The 20,416-nt window shown below is 51.7% G+C and carries 19 protein-coding genes; 4 read left to right on the top strand and 15 right to left on the bottom strand.

Annotation, left to right across the window (positions count from 1 at the left end):
• Window positions 1-130: 130 nt before the first annotated feature.
• The 5 genes from B1748_RS26785 to uxuA all read right to left on the bottom strand — a co-directional run bounded on the left by B1748_RS26785 (window position 131) and on the right by uxuA (window position 6,461).
• Window positions 131-1,489, bottom strand: coding sequence for a glucose-6-phosphate isomerase (locus B1748_RS26785; protein ID WP_087571012.1), 1,359 nt, complete (start codon window positions 1,487-1,489; stop codon window positions 131-133).
• Window positions 1,490-1,545: 56 nt separating this feature from the next.
• Window positions 1,546-2,214: a fructose-6-phosphate aldolase gene (gene fsa / locus B1748_RS26780; protein ID WP_087571011.1), complete on the bottom strand. Its 669-nt coding sequence runs from the start codon at window positions 2,212-2,214 to the stop codon at window positions 1,546-1,548.
• 79 nt (window positions 2,215-2,293) lie between these two features.
• Window positions 2,294-4,276, bottom strand: a complete 1,983-nt coding sequence (tkt, locus tag B1748_RS26775; protein ID WP_087571075.1) for a transketolase — start codon at window positions 4,274-4,276, stop codon at window positions 2,294-2,296.
• A 243-nt stretch (window positions 4,277-4,519) separates the two neighbouring features.
• Window positions 4,520-5,380, bottom strand: coding sequence for an SDR family oxidoreductase (locus tag B1748_RS26770; protein ID WP_373271308.1), 861 nt, complete (start codon window positions 5,378-5,380; stop codon window positions 4,520-4,522).
• Entirely contained in the window at window positions 5,370-6,461 is a 1,092-nt protein-coding gene (gene uxuA, locus B1748_RS26765; protein ID WP_087571010.1) for a mannonate dehydratase, read from the bottom strand. The genes B1748_RS26770 and uxuA overlap by 11 nt, the downstream gene beginning before the upstream one ends.
• Window positions 6,462-6,580: 119 nt before the next feature.
• Here uxuA and B1748_RS26760 point away from each other — a divergent pair, with 119 nt between their 5' ends.
• Entirely contained in the window at window positions 6,581-7,459 is an 879-nt protein-coding gene (locus tag B1748_RS26760; protein WP_087571073.1) for a LysR family transcriptional regulator, read from the top strand.
• Between the two features lie 266 nt (window positions 7,460-7,725).
• Here the strand turns inward: B1748_RS26760 and B1748_RS26755 are convergent, their stop codons facing one another.
• The 10 genes from B1748_RS26755 to B1748_RS26710 all read right to left on the bottom strand — a co-directional run bounded on the left by B1748_RS26755 (window position 7,726) and on the right by B1748_RS26710 (window position 17,155).
• A complete protein-coding gene (locus B1748_RS26755) occupies window positions 7,726-8,574 on the bottom strand; it encodes a carbohydrate ABC transporter permease (protein WP_179215844.1) in 849 nt (282 codons plus the stop codon).
• Between the two features lie 24 nt (window positions 8,575-8,598).
• Window positions 8,599-9,480 (bottom strand): carbohydrate ABC transporter permease, encoded by an 882-nt coding sequence (locus tag B1748_RS26750; RefSeq protein ID WP_087571009.1) that lies wholly within the window; start codon window positions 9,478-9,480, stop codon window positions 8,599-8,601.
• Between the two features lie 154 nt (window positions 9,481-9,634).
• Window positions 9,635-10,975 (bottom strand): ABC transporter substrate-binding protein, encoded by a 1,341-nt coding sequence (locus B1748_RS26745; RefSeq protein ID WP_256975949.1) that lies wholly within the window; start codon window positions 10,973-10,975, stop codon window positions 9,635-9,637.
• Between the two features lie 154 nt (window positions 10,976-11,129).
• The gene (locus B1748_RS26740) at window positions 11,130-11,918 is read right to left on the bottom strand and encodes a response regulator (RefSeq protein ID WP_087571008.1); all 789 of its coding nucleotides are present in this window, start codon (window positions 11,916-11,918) and stop codon (window positions 11,130-11,132) included.
• A gap of 9 nt (window positions 11,919-11,927) precedes the next feature.
• Window positions 11,928-13,733 (bottom strand): sensor histidine kinase, encoded by a 1,806-nt coding sequence (locus B1748_RS26735; protein WP_087571007.1) that lies wholly within the window; start codon window positions 13,731-13,733, stop codon window positions 11,928-11,930.
• Between the two features lie 150 nt (window positions 13,734-13,883).
• Complete coding sequence (locus B1748_RS26730) at window positions 13,884-14,393, bottom strand: DUF2569 domain-containing protein (RefSeq protein ID WP_179215843.1); 510 nt, start codon at window positions 14,391-14,393, stop codon at window positions 13,884-13,886.
• 229 nt (window positions 14,394-14,622) lie between these two features.
• Window positions 14,623-15,114 (bottom strand): SRPBCC domain-containing protein, encoded by a 492-nt coding sequence (locus B1748_RS26725; RefSeq protein ID WP_087571005.1) that lies wholly within the window; start codon window positions 15,112-15,114, stop codon window positions 14,623-14,625.
• A 40-nt stretch (window positions 15,115-15,154) separates the two neighbouring features.
• The gene (locus tag B1748_RS26720; protein WP_087571004.1) at window positions 15,155-15,742 is read right to left on the bottom strand and encodes a P-loop nucleotide/nucleoside kinase family protein; all 588 of its coding nucleotides are present in this window, start codon (window positions 15,740-15,742) and stop codon (window positions 15,155-15,157) included.
• Window positions 15,743-15,834: 92 nt separating this feature from the next.
• Complete coding sequence (locus B1748_RS26715; protein WP_179215842.1) at window positions 15,835-16,452, bottom strand: uracil-DNA glycosylase family protein; 618 nt, start codon at window positions 16,450-16,452, stop codon at window positions 15,835-15,837.
• A gap of 220 nt (window positions 16,453-16,672) precedes the next feature.
• Window positions 16,673-17,155, bottom strand: a complete 483-nt coding sequence (locus B1748_RS26710) for a helix-turn-helix domain-containing protein (RefSeq protein WP_087571002.1) — start codon at window positions 17,153-17,155, stop codon at window positions 16,673-16,675.
• A 479-nt stretch (window positions 17,156-17,634) separates the two neighbouring features.
• Between B1748_RS26710 and B1748_RS26705 the strand changes: the two genes are divergently transcribed.
• From B1748_RS26705 to B1748_RS26695, 3 genes are read left to right on the top strand one after another with little or no spacing between them, the layout of a single operon-like run.
• On the top strand, window positions 17,635-18,270 hold the full coding sequence (locus B1748_RS26705) for an HD-GYP domain-containing protein (RefSeq protein WP_087571001.1): 636 nt from the start codon (window positions 17,635-17,637) through the stop codon (window positions 18,268-18,270).
• Between the two features lie 56 nt (window positions 18,271-18,326).
• Entirely contained in the window at window positions 18,327-18,752 is a 426-nt protein-coding gene (locus B1748_RS26700; protein ID WP_087571000.1) for a chemotaxis protein CheW, read from the top strand.
• Window positions 18,753-18,808: 56 nt separating this feature from the next.
• A complete protein-coding gene (locus B1748_RS26695; RefSeq protein WP_087570999.1) occupies window positions 18,809-20,398 on the top strand; it encodes a methyl-accepting chemotaxis protein in 1,590 nt (529 codons plus the stop codon).
• Window positions 20,399-20,416 lie beyond the last annotated feature (18 nt).

Raw genomic sequence — 20,416 nt, 5'->3', positions numbered from 1 at the left:
CCTATTTTGTAGCTGGGACCACGGCGGCCTCGTATCGATATCGTTATTTTTTTGCTTTTCATTCAACGAAAAAAGCCCCAACGAGCCATTTTGTGGTTCGTTGGGCTTTTTTTAACGCATGAAGCAGCATTTACGCGTGAACGCGATCTTTTTCTGTGGCCAGTCGAGCTTCCAGCTCGGCCTTTTGCGCCTCGAAGCCTGGTTTGCCAAGAAGCGCGAACATGTTTGTCTTGTAAGCTTCGACGCCCGGCTGGTCGAATGGATTAACGCCCAGCAAGTGGCCGCTGATGCCGCAAGCCTTCTCGAAGAAGTAGACCATCTCGCCGTATGTGTATTCGTTCAGCTCGTCCAGCTCCACGACGAGGTTCGGCACACCGCCGTCCACGTGCGCAAGCCGGGTTCCGTCGGCTGCCCTCCGGTTGACCTCGTCCATGGTCATGCCGGCGAGGAAGTTGAGTCCGTCGAGATTGCCGGAATCCGCTTCTATCGTCCATTCCACGCGCGGCTTCTTTACCGACAATACCGTCTCGATCAGATCGCGGCGGCCCTCCTGCACGTATTGACCCATGGAGTGCAGATCGGTCGTGAAGTCGACGGAAGCCGGATACAAGCCCTTGCCGTCCTTGCCTTCGCTCTCGCCGAACAGCTGCTTCCACCACTCCGCCACATAATGCAGCGACGGCTCGAAGTTTGCCAGCAGCTCAATGTTTTTGCCTTTGCGGTACAAAGCATTGCGCACGGCGGCATACTGGTAAGCTTCGTTCTCCGCCAGGTTCGGATTGCAGTATTTCTTCGCGGCCGCAGCGGCGCCTTCCATCATCTTGTCGATGTCGAGGCCGGCGACGGCGATCGGCAGCAGTCCTACGGCAGTCAGTACGGAATAACGTCCGCCGACATCGTCCGGAATGACGAACGTCTCGTAGCCTTCTTCGTCGGCCAGCTTCTTAAGCGCTCCCTTGGAAGCGTCGGTCGTCGCGAATATGCGGCTCCGCGCCTCTTCCTTGCCGTATTTCTTCTCCAGGTAATCGCGCAAAATCCGGAACGCGATTGCCGGCTCCGTTGTCGTGCCCGACTTGGAGATAACGTTGACGGAGACATCCTTGCCCTCTAGCAGTTCCAGCAAGTGGGACATGTAAGTGGAGCTGACATTTTGGCCGGCAAAATAAACCTGCGTATTTCCCTCCATCTGATTGTGAAACGTATGGGACAGCGACTCTATTGCGGATCTGGCACCCAAGTAAGAGCCGCCGATGCCGATGACGACAAGCGCTTGGGAATTTCCGCGGATGCGCTCCGCGGATGCCTTGATCCGGGCGAATTCTTGAAGGTCGTAGCTGTTCGGGAGATCCACCCAGCCAAGATAATCGGAGCCCGGGCCTTGACCCTTGTGCAGCATGTCATGGGCGGCGCCCACGAACGGCTCGAAATAATCGACCTCATGCTGTCCAATAAACGATAGCGCGCTGGAATAATCAAAACGTATAGCCATATTGCCTATTCCCTCCTAAACCAATCGTCGTTTTCTCTATACCATAGCTTTGTTTCTCATGCGAGTACAGTGTTCTTCCAGTCAGCCGCAAACTTCGCGAGTCCTTGGTCCGTAAGCGGATGCTTGGAGATTTGTTCGATAACGGAGAACGGAATCGTCGCGATATGAGCGCCTGCCATCGCAACGCGCGTCACATGATCCGGATGGCGAACGGATGCCGCGATGATTTGAGCATCCAGATTGTGAATGCGGAACAGCTCGGCAACTTTTACGATCAATTGCACGCCATCTTCGGAAATATCGTCGAGGCGTCCCAGGAACGGCGACACGTAAGTTGCGCCTGCGCGAGCTGCCAGCAAAGCCTGGTTAACGGTAAAGATCAGCGTAACGTTTGTTTTAACGCCTTTGTCCGCCAGGTAGCGGCATGCTTCGAGGCCGGCAAGCGTCATTGGGAGTTTGATCGTAATGTTAGGATCGTTGTCGTTGATCTTGATCAGCTCGTTCGCTTGCGCAATCATCTCTTCCGCCGTCTCGGCGTCCGGGGTTACTTCCGCGGATACGGATTCTACGCCCGGCACCTCGCGCAAAATTTCCGCGATGCGATCCTCGAACTTCACGCCTTCTTTCGCCACGAGCGAAGGATTTGTCGTTACGCCGGACAAGACGCCGACTTTGTACGCTTTTTTGATTTGCTCCACATTAGCCGTATCGATAAAAAATTTCATTGTTGTTGCCTCCCCTAAAGTTTTTTTTGGTTAGTTATGTCAATAGTAGCGTATACTATAACTTCGTGTTTAACAACTTCTATAAAAGCTCTTTGGCCACGCGCACGACGTTATCTGTCGAGAACCCGAAGTAGGCAAGCACCTCGCCGCCAGGGCCCGAAGCGCCGAACGTATCGATGGAGACGACCTTGCCTGCAGGTCCCGTAAATCGGTCCCAGCCAAGCGAAATGCCGGCTTCGATCGCAACGCGCTTGGTCACCGAGCTCGGAAGCACGCTTTCTTTGTAGTCCTGCGGCGCGCGGTCGAACAACTCGCGGCTCGGCATCGCTACGACGCGGACGGATACGTTTTCCTGCTCGAGAGCCGCCTTCGCGCTTGCGGCAAGGGATACTTCGGAGCCCGTGGCGATCAAAATGATGTCCGGCTGATCGTTGGTTTGAGACAGCACATAGCCGCCTTTCGCCACGTTTTCGATGTTGCCTTTCGTCTCTTCGAAGATAGGCAGGTTTTGACGGCTCAGAATAAGCGCGACAGGACCGTCATTCTGCACTAGTGAGTATGCCCAAGCGCTGGCCGTTTCGTTCGCATCGGATGGACGAATGACCGTCAGACCAGGAATGGTGCGCAGAGCCGCCAGATGCTCGACAGGCTCGTGAGTCGGGCCGTCTTCGCCTACGGCGATGGAATCATGCGTGAATACGTACGTCACAGGCAGCTTCTGCAGCGCCGCCAGACGAATGGAAGGACGCAGATAATCGCTGAAAACGAAAAACGTACTGACGAACGGTTTCACGCCGCCATGCAGCGCCATGCCGTTGCCGGCAGCGCCCATCGCGTGCTCGCGAACGCCGAAGTAGACATTGCGTCCCGCGTAAGAATCAACCGCGAATTTGCCTTCGCCTTTAATGTCCGTCATCGTCGAGTGGGACAAGTCGGCGCTTCCTCCGAAGATGGAAGGAACCAGCTTCACGTAGTGGTTGATCGCTTCGCCGCTTGCCACGCGAGTCGAGATCGACTTGGATGTATCGAACGTCAGAATGTCGGAAGCATCGATCAGCGCTTTGCCTTCGATGGCTTGAGCCAGCTCTTGACCCAGCTCCGGATATTGACTGCCGTAAGAAGAGACAAGCTCGTTCCATGCCGCTTCCGCCGCTGCGCCTTGCTCCTTCAAAGCAGCGAAATGCGCCTTCACTTCTTCCGGTACATAGAAGTCTTCCTCATGCTCCCAGCCATATACCTTCTTGGTTGCTTTCGCTTCTTCCTTGCCGAGCGGGTTGCCGTGCGCCTTGTTCGTGCCGGCGACTTTGCTGCCGTATCCGATTACCGTGCGAACCTCGATCAACGATGGTTTGCCCGCGCTCTTGGCCGATTCGATCGCGCCGGCGATGGCTTCGATATCATTGCCGTCTTCGACCCGGATGTAATGCCAGTGAGCGGATTCCGCGCGCTTCTGAATGCCTTCCCCGAAGGAAAGCGCCAGCTCGCCGTCTAGCGAGATGTCATTCGAATCATACAACACGATTAGTTTGTCCAGCTTCATGTGCCCCGCCATCGACATCGCCTCGTAGGAGATCCCCTCCATCAGGCAGCCGTCGCCGACGAGCGCATACGTATAGTGGTCAACGACCGCGAAACCTTCCTTGTTGAACTTGGCTGCCAGATGCGCTTCCGCCATCGCCATGCCAACCGCCATCGCGACGCCTTGACCCAGAGGCCCCGTCGTAGCGTCAACGCCGTCCGTATGGCCGAATTCGGGATGTCCCGGCGTCAAGCTGTTAAGCTTGCGGAAACCTTTAACGTCGTCGAGCGATACTGCATATCCACTCAGATGGAGCAGGCTGTACAACAGCGCCGACCCGTGACCGGCGGACAGCACGAAGCGGTCGCGGTTGAACCACTTCGAGTGGCCCGGATTATGCTTAAGCTTCTGAGCCCACAGCGCGTACGCCATCGGCGCCGCTCCCATCGGCAGGCCCGGGTGTCCAGAATTCGCCGCGTTGATCGCGTCGATGGACAGCGTACGGATCGTGTCGATAGCCAGTTGTTCGATCGTTTTTGTTATCGTCATATTTTGTTCGTACTTCCTTTCCTTGAGAGGTTGTTTCCCTCGCTTTAAATAAATCTTGCCAATCGATTTCGTAATTCCACTATAATACGTTTCTTCGCCATACAAGTAATTGATATATTTCACAGTAGCCATACATATGATCTATAGCTAAATGAAAGCTTCATATCCGGTTTCCGTTCTCGCCAAATAACCCCTGCCGCGAATGAACGCGTCCAGAGGTTATTCGAACAAAATCGGCTAAACGCCGGAATACGCCATAAATCCCCCGTCTACCGGTATGGTCGTTCCGGTAACGAAGCCCGATGTCGTATCGTCGACGAGCCATAGCAGCACGCCAAGCAGATCCTCCGGCTTGCCGAAGCGGCGCATCGGGGTATGGGCAACGATCTTGCCGGAGCGAGGCGTCAAGGAGCCGTCCTCCTGCACGAGCAGCTTGCGATTTTGCTCTGTCAGGAAAAAACCGGGCGCGATCGCGTTGACGCGAATGCCCGATTCCGCCATATGGACGGCCAGCCATTGCGTAAAGTTGTCGACGGCCGCTTTGGCCGCGCTGTAGGCCGGCACCTTCGTCATCGGAGACGGCGCGCTCATGGACGAAATATTGATAATAACCGGACTTGGACGGTCCAGCATCTGCTCCGCGAACACCTGGGACGGGATCAGCGTGCCCACGAAATTGAGATCGAGCACGTTCCGGAAGGCCGGAATGCTAAGATCGAAGAAGCTCGTTACGCCTTCGGCCGTACGATCCTCCGGCGCATAAGTCTCGTTTGTCGTATTCGCGCTGGGATGATTGCCTCCCGCGCCATTAACGAGAATGTCGCAGGGACCCAGCTTTTCCAGGACGACCCGTCCTGCTTCCCGCACGCTGTCGATATCCGTCACGTCGCAAACGACGCCGATTGCGATTCCGCCGTTAACGGCAATCGCGTTTACGACAGCTTCGTTTTTCTCCGCCGTCCGGCCAAGGATGGCAACTTTAGCTCCTTGCCTGGCAAGCTCGATCGCCATCGCTCGGCATAAAACGCCCGCGCCTCCCGTAACAACTGCAACTTTGCCGTGTAACGATTCGTGAATGGGCTGCAATTTAATCGTCATGTCCTCTGTCTCCCCCCGTGCTCTTCGCATATTGGTAGCCGTCCCATAACCCTAATAGATGCATAATGCCCAATGCTCTGTCATACAAGCCGTAGCCCGGCCTGCATGATTCGTCCCAGATTTGACGCCCATGATCGGGACGGACGTATCCCGTGTATCCGATATCATGATACGCCTTGACGATGCCCGCGATATCGACGGATCCGTCCGAGGTCCGATGCGAGCTCTCGACGAAGTCGCCATTGCCGAAACGGCGAACGTTGCGAATATGCGCGAACGGAATTCGATCTCCGAATTCATGAATCATGGAGATGATATCGTTGTCCGGATTGGCGCCAAGCGATCCACTGCACAGCGTAATGCCGTTGGAGGGATGATCGCACAGCTTCAGCAGTTTGCGTAAATTGGCCTGCGAGGTCATCAGCCTCGGCAGCCCGAAGACGGGCCATGGCGGATCATCGGGATGAATGGCCATCCGGATGCCATTCTCCGCCGCAACAGGAACAACCGCCTCCAGGAAGTAAGCCAAATTTCCCCATAGCCGTTCTTCCGAAACGCCTTGATAAGACCGAATCAATCCCTCCATATGGAGCAATCGCTCCGGCTCCCAGCCCGGCATGGTAAACGCCGGATTGGCGTTGATCGTGGCCGCCAGCTGCCGCGGATCAACTCCTTCAATCACGGACTTCCCGTAAAACATCGCCGTCGAGCCGTCCTCCATTCGCCAGTGCAGATCCGTCCTCAGCCAGTCGAAGACCGGCATGAAGTTATAGCAGATCACCTTCACGCCAACCTGTCCCAGCTTGCGAATCGTGTTGATATACCGTTCGATGTAGATATCGCGCGAAGGCAGTCCCCGCTTGATATCCTCATGAACGTTTACGCTCTCGACCACGTCGATGTGCAGGCCTTCCTTCTCCGCGAGCGACTTCATCTCCAGAATGCGGTCCATCGGCCATTCTTCCCCCGCCGCCAGATCATGAAGCGACCAGACGACGCCGTCCGTGCCTGGTATTTGTTTAATATAACGAAGAGGGACCGTATCATTGCCCTCTCCGAACCAGCGAAATGTCATGCGCATATTTTAATCCCTCGGCTTTCTGTTAATCTGCAATTGAATCGCATGAACCATTCCGATATAATGCTAGTAACCTTCATTCATATGGTGAATACAAGTCACGGGAGCCATCGTCCATGTCTATATCCAACAACCACGAGTTGTATAAAGTATTCTACTGGGCAGCGAAGACCGGCAGCCTGTCGAAGGCCGCAGCCGCATTATATTTGACCCAGCCCAGCGTCAGCCATGCGGTAAAGCAGCTGGAGGATCGGTTCGGCATGGCCTTGTTCTACCGGACCTCCAAGGGCGTAACGCTGACCCAGGAAGGCTCTATCCTATATTCGTACATCGAGCAATCCCAAATTCTGATCACTTTGGCCGAAGAGAAAATGGCCGCGCTCAAAAATCTCGACAGCGGCGAGCTCCGCGTAGGCGGCAGCGATTCGTTGTTCAAACATTATTTGCTGCCGTATCTGGAGGACTTCCATCGCCGCTACCCCGGGATCAAGCTCCATCTCAACCATGGCACGACTCCCGAGGTTATCACGTTCCTGAAGGAAGGCCGCATCGATCTTGGCGTCGTGCGCATGCCGATCGGCGACTCTCAGCTGGAGGTGCGCGAGAGCATCAGGCTTCAGGATTGCTTCGTAGCAGGCGCCGGTTATTCGGAGCTGAAGGATCAAGTGATGTCGCTGGAGCAGTTGCTTCAGCATCCCATCATTCTGTTTTCGCGCAACAGCCGGGCCCGGATGACGATTAACGAGTTATTCCAGCATTATGGCTATACCATTAAACCCGAAATCGAGGTCGGCAGCGTTGACCTGCTTATCGAGTTCGCTCGCAAGGGGCTTGGCATCTCTTATGTCACCAAGGAATTTGTCGCCAATGAGCTGCAGGAAGGATCCCTCTTCGAGATCAAGCTCGACGTGCAGCTCCCGCCGACCCATGTCGGTCTAATGACCATGCGCAATATGCCGTTGTCCCGCTCCGCTCAACAGTTCATCGACATGGTTCATTGACGCTTCCCCTATCATCTTATCCGAATAAATAGCAGTAATGTCCTTCTCTCTTGTGTGAAAAATAACGTTCTATTGCGGTTCCATACGAGAAAAAAGGAACGGAAGAACGTTTGATCCGTTCTCCCATTCCTTTTTAATTCGTATGACGGACAGTGCCGTCCGAAGGTGTATTAATCGGCAACCACACAGGTTCCCTTGCTCATGAACATTTCAAGGAGAGAAGCAGCCTCTATCAATCCCTATGAACGTTATTCCGTTACATAAGGTCATCCTTTGACAGCAGAGTTGGTTAACCCTTGAATAATGTAGCGTTGACCGATAACGAATACCGCGATCATGGGCAAAATGCCTGCCGACGCGGCGGCCATCATGCCGTTGTAGTCGACCGTGTTCTCCAAAATGAAGTTCTGAAGTCCAAGCGGCACCGTATACAAACGTTCGTCGATCAGGAACACAAGCGCGTTCTCGTAATCGTTCCACTGCCAGGAGAAATCGATAATGGCAAGCGTCGCAAGCGCGGGCTTCGCCAGAGGCAGGATGAGCTGGAAGAAAATACGGAAGTGTCCCGCCCCGTCGATGAACGCGGACTCCGTAATTTCATTCGGGATCGAGAGGAAGAACTGGCGGAGCATGAACACCCCGAATATCGTGAACAACCCCGGCAGAATAAGCGCCAAATGCGTGTTATAGATGCCCGCCCATTCGAACATGATGAACTTGGGCACGAACAGCACTTGAGGCGGCACCATCATCATGGACAGATACACCATAAACAGCGGATCGCGTCCTTTGAATTGGATCCGGGCGAAGCCATAAGCGGCGAAGGCGGACAGGAACGTCGCGCCGAACATGCCGATGATGGATATTTTTAGCGAGTTCCAGTAGTAGGTACCGAAGCTCTTGGCTCCCGTCCATACCTTCACGTGATGCTCCCAGGTCGGATTGGACGGAATCCACTTGATAGGATACTCGAATACTTGAGCCGGCGTCTTGAGCGACGTGCTGATCATCCACAGGAACGGGACGATCATAACGATGGCCAGGAAGAGCAAAATGAAAGTCAGGCCCCAGCGTTTGACCAAGCTGGACGACAGGTAGTTTTTGGACGTTTCCATCTGATTTGTCTCCCCCTATTGAGCTTAGTAGTGAACCCATCTTTTCTGCCCGATCCATTGGACGAGCGTGATGAGCAAGATGACAACGAACAATGCCCAGGAGAGCGTCGAAGCATACCCCATATCATAGTATCGAAAGGCATTCTGATACACATACAAGGAGAGGATCGTCGTACTGTTGCCGGGACCGCCCTGCGTAATGGCTTGGATAATGCCAAACGTCTTGATCGTCATGATGAGACCGGTAATGAGCAGCAGGAACGTTGTCGGGCTGACGAGCGGCCAAATGATTTTCCATAGAATCTGACCCCGCTTCGCTCCGTCTATTTTGGCGGCTTCCAGCAGCTCCTGCGACACTTCCTGAAGCGCGGCCAGGTAGATGATCATGTTGTAACCCAGCAGGAACCAAATCCAAATGATATCGATCGCGAACATCGATGAGGTCGTCGTCGACAGCCAGCCCGGCGGGTTGTCGATGCCGATGCTGCGAAGAAGACCGTTGATCGGGCCTTGCTTGGGATGGAACAACAGCATCCAGACGAACGCGACGGCGACGCCGCTCGTAATGTACGGCATGAAGTACATGCCCCGCAGAAGCTTCTTCAAGTAAATCTTCTGGTTGAGCGCCACCGCAACGACGAAGCCGAGCGCGATGGAGACCGGCACGGCCGCCAGGAAGATGACCGTATTTTTGAGCGACAAGTAGAACATGGGGTCCTTCACGAGCCTTGCGATATTATCGAAGCCCACGAAATCGACGTTCGGATTCATGAACTTGTAGTTCGTGAACATGAGACCGAACGAATACACCGCCGGAATCAGGAAAAACAGCAGTACGCCAAGCATGCTGGGCCCGATAAAGATGTAGCCGAGCAGCCGTTGCTTTTTCATCCAGTTATTAGTCATGCGTCTGATCCTCGTTTCTTCATGGAATACGTCAAGTTTATCAACCGTCCGTCCTGTCGGTAATGAACATATCTACCGGATTGATCCCACGATTTCACACAAAAAAACCGCCTCGGAAGGCGGTTTCGCTTGCGCTATTCAACAAATCGTTCTATCATTTGTTTTGCTTCAAATATTCGTTGTGACGCTCCATCATCTTGGCGATGGTGGCATCGGCCGATTGCGTGCCAAGGAAATATTTCTCGTATTCCTGCGCCCGCATATCCATCACTTCTTGCGGCAAGCTTCTGACATAGGTTGGAACCTCGTTATCGAACATGACATACATAAGCGAGTCCAGATCGTACGTGTCGGCTTTGTCGCCAAGCAAGTTGTCGAGCGCCGTAGCTTGATCGGCATCCTTGGAAGCCGGCAGCCTGCCGCCGGAAGCCATCGGCGCCATTCCGCCATCCGCATACCACTTCAAGAATTCCCATGCTGCGGCCTGATTTTTGGACTTGGCATTAATGGAGATGTAATCTCCCAATCCGCCGCGCGTCGTATAATCAACAGCGTTCTCGGTCAAACGCGGAACCGGGGCGAATGCGATTTTGAAGTCGCGCGGAAAGTCCGTGAAGTTGTTGGAGCTGCGAAGCAACCAAGCGCCAATGTTCAGCATCGGTACGTTGCCGCTTAGGAATTCTTGCTCTACAGGCATCTTGGACGTCAACTGCTCGCCGAGCGGAGGCGTGGACTTATCTGCCGTCATCATGCCGTTCAGCGTCTCCAGCCAGGTCTTCACAAGCGGGTGATCAAGGTTGGAGGTGCCATCCGCCTTCGTGTAACCTTCTTGCGACAGGACGGAGTCAATGGGGTCAACATACGGCTCCGTGTGCTGAATGAAGCCGTATCCATCGCCGGACTTCAGCTTTGTCGCATATTCGCGCAGCTCGTTCCAAGTCCAGTCCTTCGGTACTTCAAGTCCTGCCGCATCCAGCGCATCCTTGTTCAAAGCGACGAAAAACGGGCTTTTCGTCGTTGGCACGCCATAGAACTTGCCGCCGATCTTCCAGCTTGCGGAATCCGTGCCCATCTTCTCTTCGATATTGTAGTCGGCGAAGCTGCTTAGATCCAGCGCAAGGCCCGACTCCACCCGTTTCGCGGTATGAGAGATCGTATAGTTGACGAACAAGTCCACGTCTTGGCCCGTCATCATAGCCGTATCCAGCTTCAGGTTGCCTTCGTCGTCGTTCACGTACCGCACGTATTCCACCTGAATATTCGGATTCTCTTTGTTCCAGGCATCAACCACCGCTTGCGGTCCCGATTCCGGCGGCACGCCGCCCCACATCTTAAGCTTGACCTTCTCGCCGTTTGCAGCCTGCGTACTCGCTGAAGGAGAACCCCCCGGATCCGTATTTGTATTGACGGTGTTTCCATTACCCGAACAACCTGCCAGAACGCCCGAAACGATAACGAGCGATGCCATGCCGGTCAACCATGTTTTTTTAGTCACAAGCTTTCGACCTCCTTGAATGTCTTGAATTGGGTGGTGCACATCAAGGATAGCAAGACGGATGGGAACGTTATAAGTAACAAAATCACGAATCCGATGGAACATAACTTTGCAATTTGCAAGCGTTCTCCTCGTCTTCGCGAACGGAATCGTTCTATTGGGACTGCCGATATTGGCTTGGCGTCGTTCCGGTCATTCGCTTGAAAATTTTGATGAAATAGTTGTCGTTCATGAAACCTACGTTCTGCCCGATCTGATTAACGGGGAGTTCCGTCGACTTTAGCAGTTCGATGGCCTTCTCGATGCGGATCCGATGCAGGTAATGAATCAACGTCTCCCCTGTCTTCTTCTTGAACAAGGCGCTGACGTAGTTCTCTCCCATCATGACGTACTTGGACAACGAAGCCAGCGAAATCTCCTCGGCATAATGTCTGTCGATGAATTGAATGATCTTCTTGACTTCGGGATGCGTAATTTTGTCCAGGGGATTAACAGGCATTGGCCGACTGCTGCTCGCCGTGTCCGGCGGAGCGCCCGTATTCCCATGCACTCCCGATGGTCTCGACGAAGACAGCTCTGCGCTGATCTTCGCCAGCGTCTCCCGGAGATCCTTGACGCTCATCGACAGCTTCAGAATATAGTTGGACGCCCCGTATTCCATCGCCTGCCGCATGGATTCAAAGTCGCCTATACAGGTCAACATAACGAATTTGGACGGGATGCCCGCTCGTCTCGTTTCCTTCAGCAGCGCAAGCCCGTCCATCTTGGGCATCACGATATCGCATAGAACAAGGTCCGGCGGTTCCTGCCGAATCATCTCAAGTGCTTCCTCGCCATTGCTCGCTTCGCCGGTCAACGTGAAGCCCATGTCCTCCCAGCGAATGATCTCCTTGACGGATTCGCGCACGAATGTCTCGTCCTCTACAAGTAATACCTTCCACATGGTCCATCCCTACCTTTCTTCCCCGTCGTTCGGCTCGATCCGTTGCAGCTCATAGGGCTCGGACAACAGGAAGGGCATGTTAAGCCGGAACAGCGTGCCTTGCGGGATCGGCACGTGCTCGAGCGACCCGTCCTCCTTGAATAATAAGCGCAGCCGTTCACGCACGTTGTCGAGACCGATGCCCGGACGTTTCCGCCCGGCTTCTCCGTTAAGCAGAGCCCCATCCATGCCGATGCCGTTATCCTCCACCTCCAGCGCGAGCTTCGTTTCATCGTTCTCTGACAAACCCATGCGGATATAGATTTTGCCGCCTCCCGCAAGACTGGCAATCCCGTGTTTGATCGCGTTGTCCACGAGCGGTTGAAGACTCAGCTTAGGCACAAGCGCATACTGGACCTCCTCCTCGTAGCTGAACTCCACCTCGAAGCTGTTGCTGTACCGAACCTGCTGGATGTAGATAAAAGCTTTCGTGAGCTCGATCTCCTCCCGCAGATGGATAAGATCGACATCGGAGTTGAGGCTGGTTTCCAGCAGCTTGCCGAGCGACAGGCAAATCTCCACAATCTCTTCATTGCGGCTTCTCAGTCCGATCCACTTCATCGTGTTAAGCGTATTAAGCAAAAAATGAGGGTTAACCTGGGCAAGCAGCATTTGGAAGTGAACGGCGTCCCGCTGCCGCTCCTCCGCCTTTAGACGGTGAATAAGTGCGTTCATGTCCACCATCATTTCATTGAACGTGCGCGTCAGCTCCAATACCTCGCCCTTATAATTTTTTTCGGGGAGCCGAATACGGAGATCTTTGCGTACGGCATCCTTCATTTTGGCTTGCATATGGGATAACGGTCTTGTGAACGCATACGCGATCATGAAAGCTACCGCGATAAATGCGGCCGTTATAATGAAGAAAGAAACAAAATACTGTTTTTTTAAGCTTTCGATCTCCCGGAACAGGACGCTTAGCGGAATTTGATTAACCAAATACCAATCCAGCGAAGGCAAATAGCTGTAATTGACAAGCGCGCTGTTTTTCCCGTCCTTCCAATAGCCGTTGACGGGCTGGGCCGTCACTTGCATAATGGCTTTTTCAGAGAGCAGGGACTCCGGCGCCGACCGGGAAATGATCTCGCCTTTCCGCGAGACGATAAAATAAGCTTGATTGCTCTCCGATCTCTGCAGCACCGATTGGAACCAAAAGGAGAAGTCGATGCTGATGCGGGCCCAGCCGTACACGCGGTTTCGATTATCCTTAAGGCTGGCGTACAGGGATAACAGCGTCGGGCTTTTGGATATGTCCGGCGACACGTAATTTTGGTCATCGGACACCCAAAAGTACGAAGCGCCCGTTTCCCTCATCTCGACAATGGACGAATTGTCTGCGAAATCCTCGTATGTTAACGTGTAGCGAGGCGAGTATGAGGTGTAGAAGTGCCCATCATCATCCAGCAAGGTGAAATACACCGAAGGATTATATAGGAAAAAGCTGTTGTTTAAATTTTTGAACTTGCTTTCCATTAACTTTGCGTTTTCAAGTATATTGCGTTTATCCGGATGCTGCAAAATATCCCGCACGTCGGAGTCCTTCTCCAGGAAAATCAGCGTCTTGAACGCGATGCTGAGCTGATCCTCCAATGAACGATGCAGATTGTCGAGCTGCTCGTGGCTCTGCTCGCTGATTTTGTTCTGCACCAACGTCTCGATCCGCTGGTAATTGTAGATATTGAGTATGCTGAACGGCAGCAGAATGACGAGCACGAACACGGCGAACAGGCGATATTTGAGCTTATGGGGAACAAGCATTCCGAGCCGCTTACGCATGCGCGCACTCCCCTTTTATCTATAGTGCTATCATTATAACATCATTTGTTTTTAGGGAAGCGGCTCGTGTCGAAATGCATCATTAAGTGGGATTGTGGCGGGGGGAATGCATGAAAATGTTCTATCACTATAAGCGGAAATACTCCCGCCCTATCGTATAAACGTATTTTTGACCCGTTCCGACTTCAAGAAGTACGGGATCCATATTAAACATGTGATAAACGAGCGGACAATATCCATTATAGAATCGCCGCTGTCCAGTTCCTTGGCTGCCGGAATCTGATACACGAGCAGCGTATCTATTGCTCCGATCAAAAAGCTAATTCCGTAGAATATAATCATAAGCCGCGGTACGATTGCTTTTTTCTGATAAAAGCTTACAATCGCATATAACGAAAATAAAAGAAACAATACGTTATAAATGGCTTCAAAAACGATAATCGGCGCCCACAAGGGGTGATACATGTCCGAATCCCTGGAAGTGAGCACATTCCATATTTCGGGACCAAAGGATGGCAATGAATTTTGGAAAATCTGGTAATTCAAATTCGCCAATGTCAAAAATAAACCAATTTGAACAAGTACGAGCCATCCGCCAAATCCTGAAATTCCAAGCGGCGGTAACTCCTCGTAATTGCGTTCCGCTTTCTCCGTCTCCAATGCCGGCACGTCCTCTACAGTTACTTCAACACAACTTTTCCTATTGTACCATCTTATCCCAACGTCGTGTAGACCATAAATCCTGGAGTGTGCTACGGTCGGACGGCAACAAAAAATCGCAATCCCTGCCCCGTTGCGGAAGGGATTACGATTTTTTATGGTTACTTGGGACTTTGCCGACAAGCAAACCTGCGGAAGGGTTTTAGAATATTCGGCGTTTTTTGCGGTATTAAACCCTTCGTCCTGCTTGCATCTCGCAATAAAGTTCCAAATTCCGAAGGCTGGCGTTCAGACCCATCTCATGATCCTCTTGGCCAATGCCTTCGGGAACATCGCTGCATTCGACGGAAACCATAGTGCCTCCGTTATTAGGATAAATTTTCCACGTCATCGTCATCTCGCCCGCAAAGCGCTGATCGTCGGATTCGAATGTGACAGCCTGCACAATAAGCTCATAGGGCGTCAACTCCCGAAAGTATCCCTTCGCGATATCGGCTTCCTCGGTCGTCTTGCCTGCATGGGCGTAACCCTGGTCGTTATACGTTAACTTCATGCGGAAAGCGCCCCCTGGTTGGGGGTCGAACTCCAGCAATTGCCCCGTCATATCCTGTGGCGGCAGCCACGACTCGTAGGCCTTTGGATGAATGAACGCCTCGTATACCTCACGCTGCGTAGCAGAGATCATAATAGAGGCTTTGTCGATTCGTTGCCCATGACTCATAGTACAATGAACCCTCCTTTTTTATCGAGATTTTCGTTTTTCACTTATTCCCTTCAGGTTTTCTTACATTCAGAAGAGAAAGAATTTGCACGATTAACTCATCGTAGACTTTCTGCTTTGAAGCGGTCGTGTCGACCTCGATCAGCGTACCACCGATCGACAGCGGCTCTAGCTTCCCTTGTAATAATCGGCTCCTATTTTTCTCTATCCATGCCTGATCTTGATGTCCAAGATGCCGTCCTTCCGAAGTCATTCGCTCGAGGAAACGATCCACTAACACATTCCCATCGGCTTTGCAAAGCAGTTGGATGGGTTCAAAAGGATACCGTTTCTGCAGTTGGCGAAATTCGGCACTTCGGAGCTCCGGCCGCCCGAAGAACGCTTCCATAATGACTGGTTGTCCCATGGACAACAACTGGCCTGCCGAATAATACAACATGCTGAATGCGCCATGACCCAGCATTAGCGGACTGCCGCTCTCAGCGCAATCCATGGCATCAAACAGCGTTTCATAAATTCCGTCTCTTGCGAAGCCAGGTATCTGCAATCCCTGAACTAAACGCCGGAATAACGTCGTCTTGCCTGATCCAGGCAAACCATTGATAACAATGAGATGAGGAACTGTCAAGTTAGCTACCTCTTTCTTGCGGACTAGACAGACAGTGGGAAATGGTTAGTAATCTTTATGTCTCCCACGCATACTGCCTCTTTGAGTCCATTTTACCCGCGACTCAACCAATCGGCAACCTGCGCTGACAAGTTCTCCCGATGCATCTCGAGCTGCTTCCACCGATGGCCATTCGCGCCGGAAGGATGAGGGAAGTCGAACAGGCATCGTTCCGCCCGCAGCTGCCCCTCCTGAACAAAAAAACGAAGCACGTCCGCCACCGCTTTCCCAAGTGGAATAACTAAAGCATTGCCAGCTAACTCCAACTCCTCCAGCAGGATCGACCGGGCATAGGAGGACAACATAGACGACTGCATAATAGAAGGAACGTGTCCTGTATAATTGCGCCCTTCGACGAATGCAGGATAACGGACGGCCGAGGTCGTATGGATGAGCTCGCGACGAACGCCAAACAATTCTCCGCTTCCCGCTATGCCAAGAAGGGCCGGGATGCCAATTAAGTCCAACATGGCGATCAGATTCGTTCTCATCGTGCCGGCAAAGCTTGCGGCGAGTTTTGCCCGTCGGTGGATGTCTTGCAACGGAACCTTGCTGTGCAATGCGTCTCGCGCTGTTCGAATAGCTATTTCCATTTGGGTAAAACCTGGCGTAATACCTACGAGCATCAGCTTTGCATCAACATTTATGTAATCGTAGGGCACATAATACATTTTTATCCTTTGCTCTTCATCCATCAGGAGCTCAGGTACAATCAACTGCTCCCGAGTCAGTCTCTCGCCGGACAAAGAATGAATGTAGGCTAAAAAATTTTCCAATTTGGGATAAATGTTAATCGCGATTTCCTCCTTTTCCCTATTTTAATGCTCCCCAACTACCCAAACCCATACTTGAACTAATGTTTTTCCCTTTAGAGGTCGTTCAAAAAGTAGACTAATACTTCGTTTTCCGGCTTGATCTGGAGTCTTTAAGAATAGCATGCCGTTCCACGAGCTTCGATACACCTCTAAGAGAGTATCGGTATCCAAATTCCCTTTCAATACAGGTCGCAATAGCCTGCAACGTCCACTTCCGACCACTGGAATACCCGCCGCGCTTCGGAGATCTGTTGTTCATAATTTGCACCAGCGTTTCCAGCTGACCTTCCGTTAATCTAGGCGGCGCGCCAGTCGAAAAATCCATCTTCAAGGCATCAAGCCCACCTTCCTCAAAGGCTTTAATATGCGATTTTATCGTTTTGACGTGACGGTTCTGGATATCGGAAATGTGTTCCGGCGAATATCCTTTCAGGTGCAAATACAGCGCCTGGTACCGTTCATACATTCGTCGATCCTTGACTCGCTTCATGGCGTGTTCGACCGACTCCAAGCTTCCCGTTTCACCTGTTGCCCTATCTCTCTCATTCGACAAAAACATACAGATTCCCCTAAGCTATTTTGGAAAAACAATAGTTCAAATAAAACATAATATGTATTTTAAATCGACAAATTCTTATTAAAAATATTAAATTTTTATCATTAGGAAATAAATTGATTTTAAATATTGTTTCAAATTTATTTTCAATAAATTCGTTGGAATCTAAAGAAAATTTCATCAATTCAATCTTACGAATATTTTTTTCACTTATTATCTCACATATTAACAGCTTTTTGTTTAGTACACTTTAATTATTATTAAATACTTTCCATTTTATTCTTATATTTCATTCGGGACTTTGGACTTAAATGAAGGTTGTAAAAACAGTATAAACATACTATACTACGTTCGAACAACGCTTCAACTAGTTAAATCGTCACAGGAAATGTTGTCGAATTACAGCGTTATCGAATTTTGCTCAAGTTGCCGCACCAAATAGACGATCCGGAGAAGCAGCTTGCGAAAAGAGGTGGGCGACGGTGAGAGTGATCGCATTATCGGAAAAAGGACACGGCGGCGGCTATCCGTTGTACGATGCCATGGAGGCGCTTCGGCGCAAGCACCCTGACACGTACTATCATTGCATTCGAACCTCATTGTTAGCTGAGAAGTTCGCGGCAGGACTTGAATTGGACAAACGGGAATCGAGAGAGTTAGTTCAAAGCTGTCTCATGCATGACATTGGCAAGCTGTTGATCGACAACTCGATTCTTGATCATGAGAGGAAGTATTTCGGATCACGTCCGGGCGCGCTGGAGAGGCATCCGGCTATCGGAGTCCGATTACTGGAACCGGTCATGAATTCCCGAATTCTTGCCGCGGTTCGTCATCAGAATGAGCGCTGGGATGGCGGTGGCACACCAGACGGGCTTACAGGGGAACATATTCCGCAATATGCAAGAATCTGTGCGATTCTCGATATTTTTGATGGTTGGGTAATGCCTGGAGGCCATTATTCCCATAGAACCATAGCAGGAGGCGTAAAAGAATTGAGACGATTGGCGGGCAACCGACTGGATCCTGGACTCGTGGAGTTGTTCATAAAAATGGTTCGCAAGCCTGGCGCACTGTACATGTATGGTTGGCCAAACGCCATGGCCCCCAATGACAGTTAGCAAGGAGCGCCCTATCGCCATGCCGCGCTTTACACCAGCCCAGGAGGAAAAATACCATGGAACTCAATTTATCCGAACAATTTGTTGAATTCAACATCGGTACGGACAAATATGCCGTCATTATTTCTGAAGTACACGAAATTATTCAAATGCTCGAAATTACGGGGATGCCGGACACTCCCATGTATGTAAAAGGCGTCGTAAATCTGAGAGGAAAAATCGTCCCCGTCTTCAGTCTTAGACTGCTGCTCGGCATGTCGGAGGAGACTGTATCCAAATCCACTCGCATTATTGTCGTTCGCAATCGGGATACTACGGCCGGTATTATTGTCGATAAAGTGAACAAGGTGCTCCGCTTCAAGGATATTCAGCTTCCGCCTGATCAATTCGGCGGTATCTCCTCCTCGCTGCTTGCCGGAATAGGCATTACGGATGGCGATTTGACTGGAATTCTTAAGCTGAAAGAAGTGCTTATGCAATAACGAATAGCCGCGCCCTGCGGAACATCTTACATACGCGACAAGGAGAGTTACCTAACATGAAATGGTTCTATAATCTCAAAACGATGGTTAAGCTGATTGCCGCGTTCCTTCTTATTTCAATCATGATGACTTTCATAGGTTTGTACGGCTTAAGCAATTTGGGCAAAACCAATAGCAGCTTAAACGATATGTACACGAACCAGCTTAGGGCAGTTGCCGAAATACAGAATGCTAAAATCGCTCTTGGCGAGATGCGCACGTTCGTCCGCAAATTATATATGTCTCAAACCTCCACAATGATTAACGAAACGAAAACGACCTTGGAAACCGACATGAAAGTGGTGGAAACCGCAGTTCAAGCCTTCAGCCAAACGAAGCTGTCAACGGAATCTGAAACGGCGCTCAGCCAATTTCAGACCCAATGGCCCAAATACAAAGATGCGGTGAGCCGTGCCATTGCCTTTAGGGACAGCAATAATCTTGAAGATTTGCTGGCGTTTATCGACGGAGAATATGTCCTCCTCGTTGGCGAGCTTCAGAAGCCTCTTAACGAATTAATTGATATCAACATGAATGAAGCCGATGTTGCCAGAGACGAAGGCGCAGCATTGTATGAATCGTCTCGGAACATTACGATTGCCGTATTAGTCGCAGCCGTACTCGCAAGCATTGCATTCGGATATTTCATCTCTCGCATTATTTCAGGCCCATTAAATCGAGTTGTCGCCTTGCTTTCAAAAGTAGCGGATGGCGATCTGCGCGAGAAGGTCGAGATCGGTACGCGCGATGAAATCGGCAAGCTCGGGGACGGCATCAATGCCATGATCGACAAGCTTAGAGTTGTTGTTGGCCGGATCTCCGAGCATTCGCAAAACGTGGCCGCATCCGCCGAGCAGCTGTCCGCCAGCAGCGAGGAGCTTGCCGGAGGCAATGCCAATCAGGCCGAAGCGGCTCAAACGATCAGCGAGCTGTTCAAGGAGCTCTCGTCCGCCATTCATTCCGTCGCGGAAAACACGGAAATCGCGTCCGAGTTGTCGGACAAAACGATGGAGATGGCGGGTCAAGGCAACGAGGTCGTTCAATCTTCCATGGAAAGCATGCATTCCCTGCAGAGCTCTATGTCGCGACTCGAAGAGGATTCCTCCAGAATCGGCGATATTATCGAAGTCATCGAAGATATTGCCGATCAGACGAACCTGCTGGCTTTAAATGCCGCGATCGAGGCCGCCCGTGCCGGCGAACAAGGCAGAGGATTCGCCGTCGTCGCCGACGAGGTTCGACGATTGGCTGAACGAAGCAGCGAAGCGACGAAACAAATTACGGGCATTATTAAAGGCATGCAAGAAAATACGAGACAAAGCTCGACGGCCGTCCATCAAAGCGTCGCCATGTCCAACAAGACGTCGGAATCGTTCCAGCACATTGTGTCCTTCGTCAACAACGCGGGCATGAAAGTGTCGGAAATCGCGGCGGCCAGCGAGGAGCAGGCAGCCCAGACGACGACGGTATTGACCGCGGTAGAGAGCATCTCCGCCACGACGCAGGAAGCCGCGGCCGCGAGCGAAGAATCCGCCGCCACTGCGCAGTCCCTGGCCGTGCTCGCCCAAGAGCTGCAACAGGCGATCGCGGTGTTCCGGGTCAGATAAAGCCAGTCTTGTAATAAC

The organism is Paenibacillus sp. MY03 (assembly GCF_002165585.1).
Classification (GTDB): Bacteria; Bacillota; Bacilli; order Paenibacillales; family Paenibacillaceae; genus Pristimantibacillus; species Pristimantibacillus agaridevorans.
This window is presented reverse-complemented; position numbering and strand designations above follow the sequence as displayed.